Origin of the sequence: Acinetobacter sp. LUNF3 (genome assembly GCF_022699605.1) — a bacterium.
Taxonomy (GTDB): Bacteria; Pseudomonadota; Gammaproteobacteria; order Pseudomonadales; family Moraxellaceae; genus Acinetobacter; species Acinetobacter johnsonii.
The window spans coordinates 2,756,998-2,773,078 of sequence record NZ_CP093968.1; the positions used below are offsets into that span (position 1 = coordinate 2,756,998).

A 16,081-nucleotide genomic window follows, 5' to 3' on the forward strand; every position below is an offset into this window, starting at 1 on the left:
GCTATACCTTGAGAGTCAATGCCCAAAGAGGCATAATCCTACCTTTATTTCTGGCGGTACGCTGTTTACGTATTCGCTACCTTTAGCCATATAGTTGGATTTTTAACGCCATGATGCGAACTCATTACTGCGGTTCTTTAACCGAAGCTCAAATTGATGAAACAGTAACCCTCTGCGGTTGGGTACACCGTCGCCGTGACCACGGTGGTGTCATCTTCCTTGATATGCGTGACCGTGATGGTCTTGTGCAAGTGGTTATTGACCCAGATACTCCTGAAGCATTCGCAACTGCAGACAAAGTACGTTCAGAATTCGTATTAAAAATTACAGGTCGTGTACGTCGCCGCTACGCAGGCACAGAAAATGCCAATATGGTGAGCGGTCAAATCGAAGTTTTAGGTAAAGAAATCGAAGTTCTTGCTGCATCAGAAACTCCGCCGTTCCCATTGAATGACGACAACACCAATATTTCTGAAGAAATTCGTTTGAAATACCGTTTCTTGGACATCCGTCGCCCTGAAATGTTAGATCGTTTACGTTTCCGTTCTAAGCTAACCAACCTCATTCGTAACTATTTCGAAGACAATGGTTTCTTAGACGTTGAAACTCCGATTTTAACCCGTGCAACGCCTGAAGGTGCACGTGACTACTTAGTGCCAAGCCGTGTTTCAAATGGTAGCTTCTACGCACTTCCACAATCACCACAATTATTCAAACAATTGTTGATGGTGGGTGGTATCGATCGTTACTACCAAATCGCAAAATGTTTCCGTGATGAAGACTTACGCGCAGACCGTCAGCCTGAATTCACCCAAATCGACGTTGAAACATCGTTCATGAGTGACGATGACATCATGGATTTAATGGAAACCTTGACCGTTAAGATGTTCAAAGAACTTCTTGATGTTCAATTCGATAAATTCCCGCGCATGACGTATACAGATGCTATGCGTGACTATGCATCGGACAAACCAGACTTACGTATTCCTTTGAAATTGGTTGACGTTGCAGACCTGATGCAAGAAGTTGAATTCAAGGTATTCGCAGGTCCAGCGAAAGATCCTAAGGGTCGTATCGTTGCATTACGTGTTCCTGGTGCAGGCTCTTTACCACGTAGCCAAATTGATGAATACACGAAATTTGTCGGCATCTACGGTGCAAAAGGTTTGGCGTACATCAAAGTAAACGAGCTTGAAAAAGGTATCGAAGGTTTACAATCTCCAATCGTGAAATTCATCGAGCCAATCGTGCTTGATCTCTTGAAACGTGTTGGCGCAGAAAATGGCGATATCGTGTTCTTTGGTGCAGACAAAGCTAAAGTTGTGAACGATGCCATGGGTGCTTTACGTATTAAAGTCGGTCATGACTTGAAAATGTCGACTTGCGAGTGGGCACCGCTTTGGGTGGTTGACTTCCCAATGTTTGAAGAAACCGATGATAGCAAATGGACTTCTGTTCACCACCCATTCACACTGCCTAAGTCAAGCGTTGAAGATGTGAAGAATAACCCAGGTGCTGCACTTTCTGTGGCTTATGACATGGTGTTAAACGGTACTGAAATTGGTGGTGGTTCACTACGTATTCATAACCTAGAAATGCAAAAAGCAATCTTCGAAGCTTTAGGTATTGGTGAAGAAGAAGCCGAAGAGAAATTCAGCTTCTTGCTTAATGCTTTACGTTACGGCGCTCCTCCGCATGGTGGTTTAGCATTCGGTCTAGACCGTTTAGTCATGCTCATGACAGGTGGTGCTTCTATTCGTGACGTGATCGCATTCCCGAAAACCAAAACTGCGGAATGTCCATTGACGCAAGCACCGGCACCAGTTGAATCAAACCAACTGCGTGACCTTGGTATTCGCTTACGTGAAAAACCAAAAGCTGAAGAAACCAAATAATCTTTAGATTTTGATTAAAGAAACCCTGCCATGCGCAGGGTTTTTTCATTCACGGCAACACCATCCATTTCATAGATATTATTTTCGCTTCAAATTTTCCAAAATTTCCTTTGAACTTTTGATCTATCCCCCTTACAGTGATTCACGATAGTCTATATTTTATTGCAGCAGTTCTTGCACTGAATCACTCTATTGATTTATTCATTTATTTTGTTCTTAAGACGCTCATCTTTTTTTGATTTTATCTATCTTAGATTTTTAAGTCTCTTTGCAAAATTTTCTCTCATCTCATCTTTTAAAAAGATTTCTGAGTCAAAATATGGCTATTTATTATCTACTTAAAATCATCTCACTTTTTCCCTTGTCCTTTTTACAATACATCGCACGCGGAATTGCGCACCTGCTTCACTATAGTGACTCTTCAATCAAGCGTATCACCACTATTAATCTGCAATTGGCCTACCCTGAGCTCGACCCAATAGCACTCCAGAAACGCGTTCATCTCAGCATTCAAAGCCAATGCCAAACCTATATTGAATTTTTAAAATGTTGGGGAATGCCTCCACAATACAACCTAGATTTATTGAAAAACATTCATGGTGAATCTGTTCTAACCGAGGCTTTAGCCAATAAAAAAGGCGTGATTGTGGTCATTCCGCATTTTGGTTGTTGGGAGCTGTTAAATGCATGGTTAAATGTCTATACGCAACCCATGATTATGTATAAACCCTATAAAATTAAAGGGATTAACCGCTATATTCTAGCTGCACGGCAAAAGTTTAATGCAACCCTTGTTCCTACTGATGAAACAGGGATTCGTCAGATTTTTAAACACCTCAAGCAAGGTGGGTTAACTGTTGTTTTACCAGATCATCTGCCAAAACCGAGTGGCGGTATTTATTCATATTTTTTCCAGCAGAATACTTTGTCCACGACACTGGTCTCTAAAATGGCGGCAAAAACACAATGCAATGTGATCGGATTAAGTTGTATTCGTAATACTGACGCAGCAGGTTTTGATGTGTACTGTACTGAGCTATCTCAAGATATTTTATCGAAAGATCTACAGCTATCTGTAGACAGTTTAAATCTTGCCATGCAAGACATAATTAACCAAGCACCTGAACAGTATATTTGGTCCTATAAACGTTTTAGAAATTGTTATGGCAATATCAATGCTTATCAGATACAGCCACCAATGTAGGCTCCACAAACCAACACGTGATCTCAAGTAATTCGAAAACAATAATGTATGTTATTTCCTAGAGGCCTGAATAGAATACTTTTATTCATTTGAGATCAATTCTCAGCAGTGGCATAATAGCGCACTGTTTTAGATAAGTTGTGAGCAACCAAATGGCTATGCGTCCTGAAGTCCGTCGTCGCGGTATTGTGCTAATTGTGTTTGCAATCGTACAATGGTTTTTCATGCGCTATATTTTAGACAATCAATTATTTAATTTAACCACCTATGACCGTATTGTCTTTTTCTGTGTAAGTAGCTTGGCAGGTGCTTTTGTCATTTTTGTCGGTTTGATTTATATGGTGCTGAAAGGCAATCCAGACAAAGACCTATAATCTGACCATCTGGATACCATGTACACCCTACTTAAAAATTTCTCCAAGCTTCCATTAAGATTCATTCAAAAGCTTGCGCAACCAGCTGGATCTCTTTTGTATTTCAGCCATTCTTCTTCATGCGGAGCGACTGAGATTAATCTGGCCTCTGCTTATCCAGAACTTTCTGAAATTGAATGGGCTGATTTGACCAAACGCAGCCTCAAAAGTCAGTGTATGACGTATGCAGAATCAGTCAAAATTTGGGGTTCATCGACGGATTATGTTTTGTCATTAATTCGCAATATTGATTGTGCGGATCTATTTCTTCAAGCCTTAAAAAATCTACATGGTTGTTTAGCTGTGGTGCCACATTTTGGTACGTGGGAGCTGTTGAATGTCTGGGTGAATCAGCATACCTCTCCTCTGATTATGTATAAGCCCAGCAAGAATCAGGATGTTGACCGTTTTATGCTTGAAGCTCGGCAACGTCTGAATGCGACACTGGTTCCAAACCGATGATTCTGGTGTACGTGCTCTGTTTAAGCATTTAAAACAGGGTGGTTTTTCTGCAATTTTGCCGGATCATGTTCCTAAAGAATCTGGTGGAATCTATTCTTATTTTTATGGTCAAAATGCACTGTCCTCTACGCTTCTTTCCAAACTTGCGGCTAAAACACAATGTTCAGTTGTAGGTTTAAGCTGTCTCAGACGTAATGATTTATCCGGCTATGATATTATTGTTACCCATCTTTCTGACGATATTTTATCGAAAGACCTACAGCTTTCTGTCGATACCTTAAATAAAGAAATGGAGCGCATGATTAATGTCGCTCCAGAACAGTATTTATGGGGATATAAACGGTTTAGGAAGATTATTGGTAATAAAAATTATTATGAAATAAAACGTTAATTTCTCCACAAACCAAAAGTTTTTAAAGTATTTTTAACCAAACGTACACCTAATATATAAGCATTAAATATTAAATTCGATATATTATTTTCCCTAACAATAGGCCCTTTATAACTAGCATAATGATTAGAAAGCACCTTAGTATGAGATTGATCAACTAAAGCATTATAAACAAAACCTAGGTCTCTATCATAACGTTCAAATCTATGAGGATATTTATCCATAACACTATGAATAGCTTTAGTATATGCCACAGGCCCAGTTACAAATAGCACACCTCTTTTCCCATAGCTATGTAATTTATAATGCCATGGTCGATAACTCAAGATATTATTTACTACTGTATTTACCACTTCCTTCAAGAAAGGAGAATTAGCCTCAGAAATAATAAACCATTGCTGATACTCACCATTTTTAATACCTAATTTATGTGTTAACTCTTCAAACAATCCAGCCCCTTCATTTACTTCCCCTTCTTCATTCTGCCATTGTGTAATAATAAAATGTTCATTAGGTTTAATAACTTCATTTAGAGGATAAACACATGTACTTTTAATATCCAAGTACACTCCACCTTCTTTATATAAAACTAAGTATCTAAATAAATCTGCTTTAGCAGCACCATAAACAGGATTAATTTTCAAATAGGCTTGTAATGTACGCTCATCAAAATTAGATTGAATATATTTATAAATATCATCATCTGTATAGAATCGATATTCCCAATCTGTATTTCTAGTTTTTAATTGACCTACAATTTCAGCAATTTCTGTTGGTAACTTTTCAGTTCTGTAAGTTTGATGAATAATTTTAGGTATAGCCATTATTTATACTCTTCCATAAATATCATCAAATCTAATAATATCATCTTCCCCAAGGTAACTACCTGATTGAACTTCAATTAATTCTAAAGGTAATTTACCTGGGTTTTCGAGTGCATGAACTTCACCCACAGGGATATACACTGACTGATTTTCAGTTAATAAAAATGTCTCTGCACCCTTAGATACTTTTGCTGTACCACTAACAACAATCCAATGTTCAGCACGGTGATGATGCATCTGCGTAGAAAGCTTTTGACCCGGCTTTACAGTAATACGCTTGACCTGATAGCGTTCAGATTGATCAATACAATCATATTTACCCCATGGACGATAAACTTCACGATGCGATGATATTTCACCTCGATCTTGTGATTTTAAATCATCAACAATCGCTTTAATTTCTTGAACTTGGTCCTTTGCAGCAATTAATATTGCATCCTGCGTATCAATAATGACCATATTATTTACACCAAGCAAAGAAACCAAGCGTTTTTCACTGTAGCAATAATTCTCACTAGATTTATGTGAAATAACATCACCTTGATAAACGTTACCTTGATGATCTTGCTCTGAAACCTCCCATAAGGCAGACCATGAACCAATATCACTCCACCCTGCATCAAGTTCAACTACAACAGCATTACTTGTTTTCTCCATCACAGCATAATCAATTGATTCTGACCTGCAATTTTTAAATTGATCGTGATCTATTCTAATAAAATCTTTATCATATTCAGTTTTAATCATTGATAGTCGGCAGTTATCTAATATATCAGTGCCATACTGCTCCAACTCATTCAAATAATGGTTCGCTTTAAAAACGAACATCCCACTATTCCACAAGTATTTTTTGGATTCTAAGTACAACTCAGCTGTCTCTCTATTCGGCTTTTCTACAAATTGCTGTATTTTAAAACCACGCTCAAATTGTGTACCTTTTTCAATATATCCATACCCTGTTTCAGGCTGCAAAGGAACAATTCCAAAAGTCACCAATTTATTCTTTTCTGCTAAAGACACCGCATCTAAAATTGCATTTTCAAATACTGCAGTATCTTTTATCAAATGATCAGCAGCTAAAATCAACAGTATTTGATTTGGCTCAGTTTTCTCTAATAATAATGCAGCTAAGGCAATTGCTGGCGCTGTATTTTTACCTTCTGGTTCCAAAATTATTGTTGCATCGATCCCTATCTCACGCATTTGCTCTGCAGCGATAAAACGATGCTCTTCATTACATATTAGAATTGGCTGATCACATTCTAAATTTTTTAAACGTAATACCGTATTCTGCAATAATGTGTAATTCGTTGAGCCAAGTTTTAAAAATTGCTTAGGACTTTGTTTTCTAGATAATGGCCAAAGACGAGTTCCACTTCCACCCGCAAGAATTACTGGTCTAATTTTTTTTGACATTTAAAGCACCATTTTGCTAAATTTTAAAGATCTTTATTTTGTTTATTCATCTGCCAAAGCATTAAATATTTATCAAATGTATAACCCATTGATGCAAATGCTAAGAACAGACCATAAGCTCCACCGAGTATATCTCCTCGAATAATATATTCACGAATAAAAGAGAATATAGATCGGAGTACAACCATCAATAGATTAACTTGTTTTCCATTATTATATTTTTCAGTCGCCCAATCATGACTATAACGAATATTTTTTAATAGAAAATGATGTAAATCATCGTTGGTTAAATGCATCAAATAACCATCTAATCTTTTGACAGGCACACCCTTTGAATCTAAAGACTCATGTACCTCTAAGCTGGAATATTGGAAATGTTCACGTGCATATAAACGAGCAAGTTTATCTGCATACCAAAAGCGTTTCTGTACTTCGATACCACAAAATTGATTTACTCGAGCGACACTAAAAACCTTATCTGTTTGTACAGGTTGACTCAGCACATTCACAATCGCTTGTCTTAAAGGCTGATCTAATCGCTCATCAGCATCTAAAACGAGAACATAATCTCCAGTCGCATAAGTCTGAGCCAATTGTCTTTGCTTACCAAAACCCTGCCAATCTACATTGACGTGCCATTTCGCATTATATTTTTCAGCTATTTCTTTTGTAGAATCAGTACTGCCTGAATCTAAGATAATAATTTCATCAACAATATCAGATACCGTATCTAAACATGCTGCCAAATGTTTAGATTCATTTTTGAGTATCATGACCAAAGATAAAGTCGACTTCTTATTCGCTTTATCAATAGGTTTTAATAGTTGCTGTTTATTATTCAGATCTAAAAAATTCTTTTCCGCTTGGTTATTTTCTAAATCGTATAAAATGGCATATTTATTAAACGTGTATTGTGTAAACAATAATGAATAAACAAAACCATATCGACCTTTTAAAAACCGACCATCAACCAAGTATTGTTTAATAAACGCCCAATTTGCATGCAATATAACAGAAACTATTGAAACATTTTTGCCACGTTGATGTCGATCAATTGCCCATGCTTTTGCATACTGTAAACGTTTATCTAGCCAAAACTGAGGTGTATCTGCCGTATGGTGTAGCATCGTTCCTTTCAAGGTTTTTGTTACTGCGCCATTCAGTTCAACTGATTCATGTACTAAATTATCATTATATTGGAACGTCTTCGGGTATAAGCGCCAATGGGCTTTTAATGCCCAATATGAATTATCAATTTCATGACCAAAGATACAATCGATTCGTTTAATACCATAAACTGTATTGGCAGGTGGCTGCGCAATCACCTCAAGAATGCTTTGCTTCAACTGAGGGGTGATTTCTTCGTCTGCATCTAGTGCTAAAACCCAGTCACCCGTTGCATAACTCTGCGCCAATTGTCGTTGCTTGCCAAAACCTTGCCAATTTGTATTTACGAACCATTGACCACCAGCAGATTCCACTAGTTGCCGACTATCATCAGTACTACCAGAATCAAGAACAATAAGCTCATCGATCCAGCCCTTTAAGGCAGGTAATGATATTGCTAAATTTTTTGCCTCATTTTTTACCATCATCACGACGCTTAAGCGGAATGGGCGAGGTTGTTGATTTAATACAAACGACATAAGATTACTGCCAAGCCTCTTTAATCCAATCTGATGGCAACACATAGCGATACCATTTACCACCACCACCATTTACTGCATCAGGTGGGTTAATTTCCCCATGGAAAACAATAATTTTTGCACCTTCGGGTTTTACTGGTGCTTTAAAGTAAGCCAAAGGTATTTTTTGCAAGCAATGATACTTATAACTTTTACACCAACTGTCAGGCCAGTAAGAGAGCTTTTTCTCTTGATCGACATACCAAGACAAATAAGCTTGCTCATTGCGGAACTTTTGACGAATTTCATCAAAATGCTCACGAAAATATGGCATCAATCCTGGAAAAGCACCCAACTTAAAACGGTAAACTGAACTATTTCCCGTAATACGCCAAGGGCGCTTCCAGTCATGAATAATCAGAAAATCCCCAGAATGGGTAAAGAAACTATCGATGTTATCAACAATCACTACATCTAAGTCTAAAAAGAGCGCATTGCCTTTTAAACCATAAAGATCTGGCTCAAACGTAGACAATTTATTCCAGCCACGTTCAGGGCTTCCCTCTGGAAGTGCTAATGGAGGAATAGGAAAACACTGTACAGCAGGATCAATGCCATCGGTACGGTCCGTTAAACACACCATTTTAAAGTCAATAGTAGTGTGGCGTTTTACCATGTTATACAAACGATTAACGTAGTCCGAACCATATTTGGTTCCCCACTTCATACACAGCACAATATTCTGATTTTGTTGCTCTGTCGTATTTAAAACGTCATCATTTTCATGTACAGACATCTTTGAAACTACCGATCTACATAGTATTTTGCATCATAACATAGTCTAGGTTTGATTGAAGATTAGAGCCATAAAATCCCCAGTAATTACACGGTAATTAAACTGAAATGTATTGTTCATTTACGTGACATCTTGCTCCTGCACCGTATTATAAAATAATTCAGAATCAACAGAATGAAAATTACAGTGGTCGGTTTAGGCTATGTTGGACTCTCTAATGCCTTGATTTTAGCGCAACAGCACTGTGTCACTGCATTTGATATCGATGAAAATCGTATTCATCAGTTAAATCAAAGAATTTCCCCAATTCAAGATAAAGACATCTCATTATTCCTAGATAATGACAACCTTCATTTTAAAGCAACATCAAATAAAATAGACAGTTACCTCAATGCTGAGGTTATTCTCATTGCAACACCCACCAATTACGACACCATCACCAATCAATTTGACACTTCAAGTGTGGAGCAAGTCATTCACGACATCCAACACACCAACCCGCTTGCGACCATCATCATTAAATCAACAGTGCCTGTCGGCTTTACACAAAGAATGCGACAGCGATTTAGCACAAACAATATTATTTTTTCGCCTGAATTCTTACGTGAAGGCAAAGCACTTCAGGATAATCTCTATCCATCTCGAATTATTATAGGCGAGCAATCAGAACGTGCAGAAACATTGGCTCAACTCTTTCTTAATAGTGCTATTAAGAAAGACTGCCCTGTACTATTTACTCACTCGACTGAAGCAGAGGCTATAAAATTATTTGCCAATACTTATCTTGCCATGCGTGTCGCTTATTTCAATGAACTTGACACCTATGCTCAAGTTTTTGATTTAGATACTCGTCAAATTATTGATGGCGTGTGTCTTGATCCGCGTATTGGAAAGTTTTACAACAATCCCTCTTTTGGCTATGGTGGATATTGCCTCCCTAAAGACACTAAACAACTTTTAGCAAATTATGAGCAAGTCCCAAGTAACTTAATTCAAGCGGTTGTAGATGCAAATAGAACCCGTAAGGATTTCATTGCTGAAACGATTATTCATAAAAATCCCAAAGTGGTTGGTATCTACCGTTTGGTCATGAAATCAGGATCTGATAATTTCCGCTCATCCGCAATTTTAGGGATTATGCGCCGAATTAAGGCGCAAGGCATTAAGGTAATTATTTACGAGCCAAATATTTCAGAAAAAAAATTTGCCAATAGTAAAATTATTCGCGATCTAAAAAAATTTAAGCAAGTCGCTGACTTAATTATTAGCAATCGTCAAACATCAGAACTAAATGACGTCCAAAATAAACTCTACACTCGAGATATTTTCGGTATCGATGACTAAACTGAAGACCAACAAAAAAGGGCTCCGAAGAGCCTTTTTTTTCACCGAATCACTTATTTTACATAAGTTAACCAGTGTGCGTATTTCGGGTCTTTACCCTTAACCGCATTAAAGAATGTGGTTTGAATTTGTTCAGTAATAGGACCACGCGTACCTGAACCGATTTCACGGTCATCATATTCACGAATAGGCGTCACTTCAGCAGCAGTACCTGTAAAGAATGCTTCATCTGCAATGTAGAATTCATCACGCGTAATACGACGTTCAACCACGTCATATCCTAGGTCTTTTGCAATCGTAATAATGGTTTGACGTGTAATACCATCAAGCGCCCCACCTGCGATATCTGGCGTATGTAAAACACCATCTTTCACCAAGAATACGTTTTCGCCAGAACCTTGACATACATAACCTTGAGGGTCGAGCAGCATTGCTTCGTCATAACCTGAATGCGCTACTTCTTGGTGAGCCAAAATCGACAAAGTGTAATTACCTGACGCTTTTGCTTTACACATCGTCACGTTTGGATGGTGATGGGTAAATGATGAAGTTTTCACACGAATACCTTTCGCCATTGCTTCGTCACCGAGGTACGCACCCCAGCTCCACGCAGCAACCACCGCATGAATGGTATTGTCTGTTGCAGCAATACCTAATTTTTCCGAACCAATAAAAATAATTGGGCGCAAGTAGCAAGACGCTAATTTATTTTCACGAACCACATCAATTTGAGCTTGCTCTAGTGTTGCTTGATCAAATGGGACTTTCATTTGATAAATTTTTGCAGAGTTCAATAAACGCTTAGTGTGTTCTTTTAAACGGAAAATAGCCGTGCCATTCGGTGTTTCATAGGCACGGACACCTTCAAACACACCCATGCTGTAGTGCAAGGTATGTGTTAGTACGTGAGTTTTTGCCTCACGCCAGTCAACCAATTGTCCATCTTGCCAAATAAAACCATCACGATCAGCCAAATTCATGACACACACTCCAAATTTATATACACAGTCATGTTACCCAATGCTCACGATTGAGCTTGGATCAATTAATCTTTGCCATAATTTGCAAACGATCACTCGGGTATCGCGCCAGTCCGCAGCATTTACTTGCATGGATTGATTCGCAAGGGCTAAACGGTGGCTCTCGGCTCGTTCACTGAGATAAGCTTGAATCAATACAGTCGCATCGTCACTGGATAAGCAACTGGCTTTTGCGGCGTCTTCAAGGATTCGTACATTGTCGGAATAATGGGCAAGATCTGGATGAGATCCGCTCCATGCCAACACAGCATACTGTGCCATAAATTCGATATCGACGATACCACCTGCGTCTTGTTTTAAATGAAAAATTCCATCTTTTTGTTGTTCTTTAGAAGAACCCAAATGGTCTTTCATTTTTTGACGCATCTTCAGCACTTCTGCGCGAACATTTTCTTCATCTCGTGGCTGCGTCAAAATCCGACAGCGCAATGCTTCAAACTTATCACGCAAACTTGGCTCACCCGCAATCGAGCGAGCACGTACCAATGCTTGATGCTCCCAGACCCATGCATTTTTCAACTGATATTGCTCAAAGGCTTTTAAACTGGTGACCAAGACCCCCGCTTCACCCGATGGGCGTAAGCGCGTATCGATTTCATAAACCCGACCATCGAGGGTCTGCGTAGTCATCAGCGACATAAATTTCTGTGCAACACGCATTGCAAACTCGAATCCACTGATTGACTTCAACCCATCAGTATCGGCTTGCTCATCCATATAATGAATAAAGACCAGATCTAAGTCCGAGCCATAACCCAGCTCAATCCCACCAACTTTGCCATAACCTACAACAGCAAATGCCAAATGATCGATCGAACAGCGCTGTCCTTCAACATCGAGCGGATAACCATGCTTTTTTGCCGTAATTTGGTAAGCCAAATTTAAAGTTGTACTGACCGAAACTTCTGCAATATCGGTCAAAGCATCGGATACTTTCATCAACGGACTTTCAGCCAAGACATCACTGGCTGCAACCGCCAATACATTGGATTTTTTAAATAGGCGCAGCACACGCATCAAATCTTCAACGTCATCAAGCTCAATACGAAGCAACTGTTGACGCAGCGAATCTTCCAAATCTTGACGGCGCGGCAGCTCAAAGTCCATTGACAAAAATTCATCCAAGAGTACTGGATAATGGGTCAATTCTTCACAAATCCATGGACTTACGGTTGCCATTTTCACTAAGCGCTGTAACGCCCCTTTACTCTCAATCAACATGACCAAATATACGGTACGTCGCATCACCGACTCGACCAAGGGCATAAGGCGTAGCAGCGCGGCTTGCGGCTTATCTGACTGTAAAATCGCTTCAATCAAATGCGGCCAAAACATTTTTAAACGCTGCACCGCTTTTGCAGGCAGTTTTTTTAGCGCATGACCATTCCAAAATTCATGAATGAGGTTTTTTGCATTCGCATCCAACACCTCATTTAAACGCGCTTCTAACTGACTAAAGCTTTCTACGAAAGGGTCATGTTCTTTTTCTTTAATTAAATGCTCAAATTGGTAAATAACTTTGGCGCGCTTTTGGTTTAAGTGCTCAATAAATGCATCCCAACTAACAAAACCCAAGGTGTCAATCATCCTTTGTCTGAGTTCTGGTTCTGTTGGCAAAGACTGGGTCTGTTGATCATTTAAGGCTTGAATTGCATGCTCTACACGGCGCAGAAATAAATAAGCATCTTCCAGCTCACTGACCGCCTGACCATCCAGCAAACCCACTTCACCCAAATGATGCAAGCTCACTAAACATTGACGGTCTTGTAATTCTAATTTTGCCCCGCCATAAATTAGCTGAAAAACTTGCACAATAAATTCGACTTCACGAATACCGCCCGCACCCAGCTTAATATCATCTTCGATATTACGGCGTAATACTTCACGCTCAATCATGGCTTTCATTTCGCGCATGGCTTCAAAAGCGGTGTAATCGACATACTTACGGAACACGAAAGGACGAGTCATGTCCAACAACTCATCCCCCTCTTTGCCCCCTGTCACAATCCGTGCCTTAATCCACGCATAGCGCTCCCACTCGCGCCCATGCTGGCTTAAATACTTCTCCAGCGCCGCATGACTAATCGCCAATGCAGAACCATCGCCCCAAGGACGCAAGCGCATATCCACACGGAAGACAAAACCATCAGCCGTGATATGGTCCAACAAGTAAATGAGCTTCTGACCCCACAAAATGCAAAACTGTTGTACATCGATGCATTTACGACCATCGGTTTCACCTTGCTCATCAAAGGCAAAAATCAAGTCGATATCACTGGATAGATTCAGCTCTTGTGCACCGAGCTTCCCCATCGCGACCACAATTAAGTCTTGAATTTTATGGTTATAGCCCACAGGCTGACCATGTTTAGCCACCAATGGCGCTAAGGCAAACGCTTTTGCCACACAAATGGCTGCATCAGCAAAATCAGATAACTCCCGCGTTAGCGTCATCACATCGATCAGTTGATTGGCATCCTGCCAAATCCAGCGAAACATTAAACGCGCACGTAAAATTCGGATGGTGCGCATCCATGTAGTTTCATCACTGATCTCTTTTAAGGTGTTTTGAACGACATCGAAAATTTGTTCGGTGGTCAATGGCTGAGAAAATTGATCAATTGCATAATCTTGTTCAAGATAAACCTGATGTATAGATAGGACTTGTTCCGCATATTGACTTGCGCGCAATGTCTTTTGCAATTGCTCAGCATTCATGATCGACTCTTTCGGATTGTTTTGGTTATTTATAACAGCAGATCATGAGATTAGGCGAATTATTTTATAAGAAAAGTATGATTATTCACTAAATTCTTGCTGGGATGTCTCGAGTGACAATGCTTGATGTGCGCTGTTCGAACGTGGCAGGCTGACGATAAAAGTTGAACCGACGCCTTCTTTCGATGTGACTGAAATTTCACCTTTATTCAAATCAACAAAACGCTTACACAACACCAGACCTAGACCCGTACCTTTCTCCCCCGCTGTCCCCTTAAAACTAACGGTTAGTTTCGGTTCAAACAACGATTCGATTTGCCCCAATGTCATACCTAGACCCGTATCTTGAATGTAGATATCGATAAAATCATCACGTTGTTTGGCATCAATCGTCACAACACCTTCGCCATGCATATGGGTAAATTTCAGCGCATTTGAGACCAAGTTTTGGATCACCGAGGTCACCATATTGATATCTGCAAAAATTTTTAAATCATCGGGTACACGGTCAATCAGTTGAATATTTTTATTGATAGCCAACGCATGCAACACATCAAAAACAATTTGAGATGATTGCTTAAGTTTGTAATGGATGGGGTGATAAACAAAACGTCCACCCTCTGCCATCGCCCAATTCAGTAAACTCTCCAGCAAGCTATAAGTCGACTGTGCGGTATCATGCAGATAATCTGCAATGCTTTGCACACCAGACTCATCCAAACTTTTACGCTCTTCAGCCAACACTTCTGAGAAACCAATTAAGCCATGAAAAGGGGCTCTTAAATCATGTGCAATAATTTGGAAAAATTTGGTTTTACTGACATTCATGGCCACCTGTTGTTCATACAACTCTTTGAGCTCCGCATTTTCCATACGCAAATGCAGCAGATTGAGAAAACCAGAGGCCAGTTCATAGACATTTTCTACAGCATCCTGCGTAAAAGCGTCCAACTGTTCATCAAAGAAAATCACTTGCCCTACAGATTTATCCGATGCCTTTAAATCCAATGCGATGATACGGCGATGTTTAAAGCCTAGAGCACTCACCTGCTGAGAAAGATGATGATATTGACGATGGCGAGCATCAATCGTGATATCACCTTCAAAATGGGTAGAAAAATTGGCTTCAACGGGTAACTGAAAAGCATTGAATGCATGTTTGCCCGCATACCAACTATAGGGTTCATTGCTAAACGTTAAAATTGCGGCATGTGCACCTAAAATTTTTCGCGCAAATTTGAGAAAGCTCTTAATTTTATTGTCATTACTGTTCACGCCCAACAATAAAGATAAGTGACAAGCACTTAACTGTTCTGTATCAGACCCGATATCTAGCAATTGAATACCCATTTCTGCCTCATCTTTTGTGATTTTCGGCACAAACCTATTATTTACTTGTATTTATTAGCAAATTTTCAACATTAAAACAATATAAAAATACAACAATACAAGCGTGGCATTTAACAAAAAAATCAATTATGTCAGAATTTTATCTTGTGATTACTTTCTATTTTTGAAAACTCGTTATTTATCAGAAGGATTAAAACAAAATTGTGAGTCCATCATATGAGGACATAATTAAGCAAACCCGCAACAAACATTCAATTGCTTTAAGCCATCTGTAATGTTTTATGGCGATTTGATTCAAATCTTAAATTTCAGGCAATAAAAAACCCAAGACTGAATATGCTTGGGTTTTTTAATATCTTGGTCCCGAGGGTCGGACTCGAACCGACACGTCATCTCTGACAGCGGATTTTGAGTCCGCCGCGTCTACCAATTTCACCACCTCGGGAAGGTGTTGATGCGTATATTAAACTTTTTGAAAAACTTGTCAACGCAAGTTGATAGTGATTGGCTATTTTTAAGTCACATTTGTTTTTTTAGCTTTATATTTGTGCAATTTCAGCGTTTTTCAACAAAAACGCATATACTAAGCGCAATTTTGACCTC

11 protein-coding genes, 1 tRNA gene and 1 pseudogene are annotated in these 16,081 nt (G+C 39.2%); 5 read left to right on the top strand and 8 right to left on the bottom strand.

Features of this window, described 5'->3' with window-relative positions; translation table 11 throughout:
• Positions 1–110: 110 nt before the first annotated feature.
• The 4 genes and pseudogenes from aspS (at position 111) to MN200_RS13420 (ending at position 4,365) form a co-directional block, all read left to right on the top strand.
• Positions 111–1,895: an aspartate--tRNA ligase gene (aspS, locus tag MN200_RS13405; protein ID WP_242759636.1), complete on the top strand. Its 1,785-nt coding sequence runs from the start codon at positions 111–113 to the stop codon at positions 1,893–1,895.
• A gap of 319 nt (positions 1,896–2,214) precedes the next feature.
• On the top strand, positions 2,215–3,099 hold the full coding sequence (locus tag MN200_RS13410; RefSeq protein WP_242759637.1) for a lysophospholipid acyltransferase family protein: 885 nt from the start codon (positions 2,215–2,217) through the stop codon (positions 3,097–3,099).
• Positions 3,100–3,251: 152 nt separating this feature from the next.
• Entirely contained in the window at positions 3,252–3,473 is a 222-nt protein-coding gene (locus MN200_RS13415; RefSeq protein ID WP_114837775.1) for a hypothetical protein, read from the top strand.
• An 18-nt stretch (positions 3,474–3,491) separates the two neighbouring features.
• Positions 3,492–4,365, top strand: a pseudogene (locus MN200_RS13420) (lysophospholipid acyltransferase family protein).
• On the opposite strand, the gene MN200_RS13425 reads toward MN200_RS13420, so the two are convergent.
• Genes MN200_RS13425 through MN200_RS13440 form a run of 4 tightly spaced genes read right to left on the bottom strand, consistent with a single transcriptional unit; the run spans position 4,362 to position 9,026 of the window.
• Positions 4,362–5,189 carry a glycosyltransferase gene (locus MN200_RS13425; protein ID WP_242759638.1) on the bottom strand — a complete coding sequence of 276 codons (828 nt, stop codon included), beginning with the start codon at positions 5,187–5,189 and terminating at the stop codon, positions 4,362–4,364. The pseudogene MN200_RS13420 and the gene MN200_RS13425 overlap by 4 nt on opposite strands.
• Positions 5,190–5,192: 3 nt before the next feature.
• Positions 5,193–6,605 carry a mannose-1-phosphate guanylyltransferase/mannose-6-phosphate isomerase gene (locus MN200_RS13430; RefSeq protein WP_242759639.1) on the bottom strand — a complete coding sequence of 471 codons (1,413 nt, stop codon included), beginning with the start codon at positions 6,603–6,605 and terminating at the stop codon, positions 5,193–5,195.
• Between the two features lie 23 nt (positions 6,606–6,628).
• Positions 6,629–8,251, bottom strand: coding sequence for a glycosyltransferase family 2 protein (locus MN200_RS13435; RefSeq protein WP_242760541.1), 1,623 nt, complete (start codon positions 8,249–8,251; stop codon positions 6,629–6,631).
• Between the two features lie 4 nt (positions 8,252–8,255).
• Positions 8,256–9,026, bottom strand: coding sequence for a glycosyltransferase (locus MN200_RS13440; RefSeq protein WP_242759640.1), 771 nt, complete (start codon positions 9,024–9,026; stop codon positions 8,256–8,258).
• A gap of 174 nt (positions 9,027–9,200) precedes the next feature.
• Here MN200_RS13440 and MN200_RS13445 point away from each other — a divergent pair, with 174 nt between their 5' ends.
• Complete coding sequence (locus MN200_RS13445) at positions 9,201–10,370, top strand: nucleotide sugar dehydrogenase (RefSeq protein WP_242759643.1); 1,170 nt, start codon at positions 9,201–9,203, stop codon at positions 10,368–10,370.
• Positions 10,371–10,423: 53 nt separating this feature from the next.
• Here the strand turns inward: MN200_RS13445 and MN200_RS13450 are convergent, their stop codons facing one another.
• The 4 genes from MN200_RS13450 to MN200_RS13465 all read right to left on the bottom strand — a co-directional run bounded on the left by MN200_RS13450 (position 10,424) and on the right by MN200_RS13465 (position 15,923).
• Complete coding sequence (locus MN200_RS13450; RefSeq protein ID WP_004983545.1) at positions 10,424–11,350, bottom strand: branched-chain amino acid transaminase; 927 nt, start codon at positions 11,348–11,350, stop codon at positions 10,424–10,426.
• A 33-nt stretch (positions 11,351–11,383) separates the two neighbouring features.
• Positions 11,384–14,128, bottom strand: coding sequence for a bifunctional [glutamate--ammonia ligase]-adenylyl-L-tyrosine phosphorylase/[glutamate--ammonia-ligase] adenylyltransferase (gene glnE, locus MN200_RS13455; RefSeq protein WP_242759646.1), 2,745 nt, complete (start codon positions 14,126–14,128; stop codon positions 11,384–11,386).
• Positions 14,129–14,209: 81 nt separating this feature from the next.
• Positions 14,210–15,478, bottom strand: a complete 1,269-nt coding sequence (locus MN200_RS13460) for a HAMP domain-containing sensor histidine kinase (RefSeq protein WP_242759649.1) — start codon at positions 15,476–15,478, stop codon at positions 14,210–14,212.
• Positions 15,479–15,836: 358 nt separating this feature from the next.
• Positions 15,837–15,923: transfer RNA gene (locus MN200_RS13465), tRNA-Leu, on the bottom strand.
• Positions 15,924–16,081: the final 158 nt, after the last annotated feature.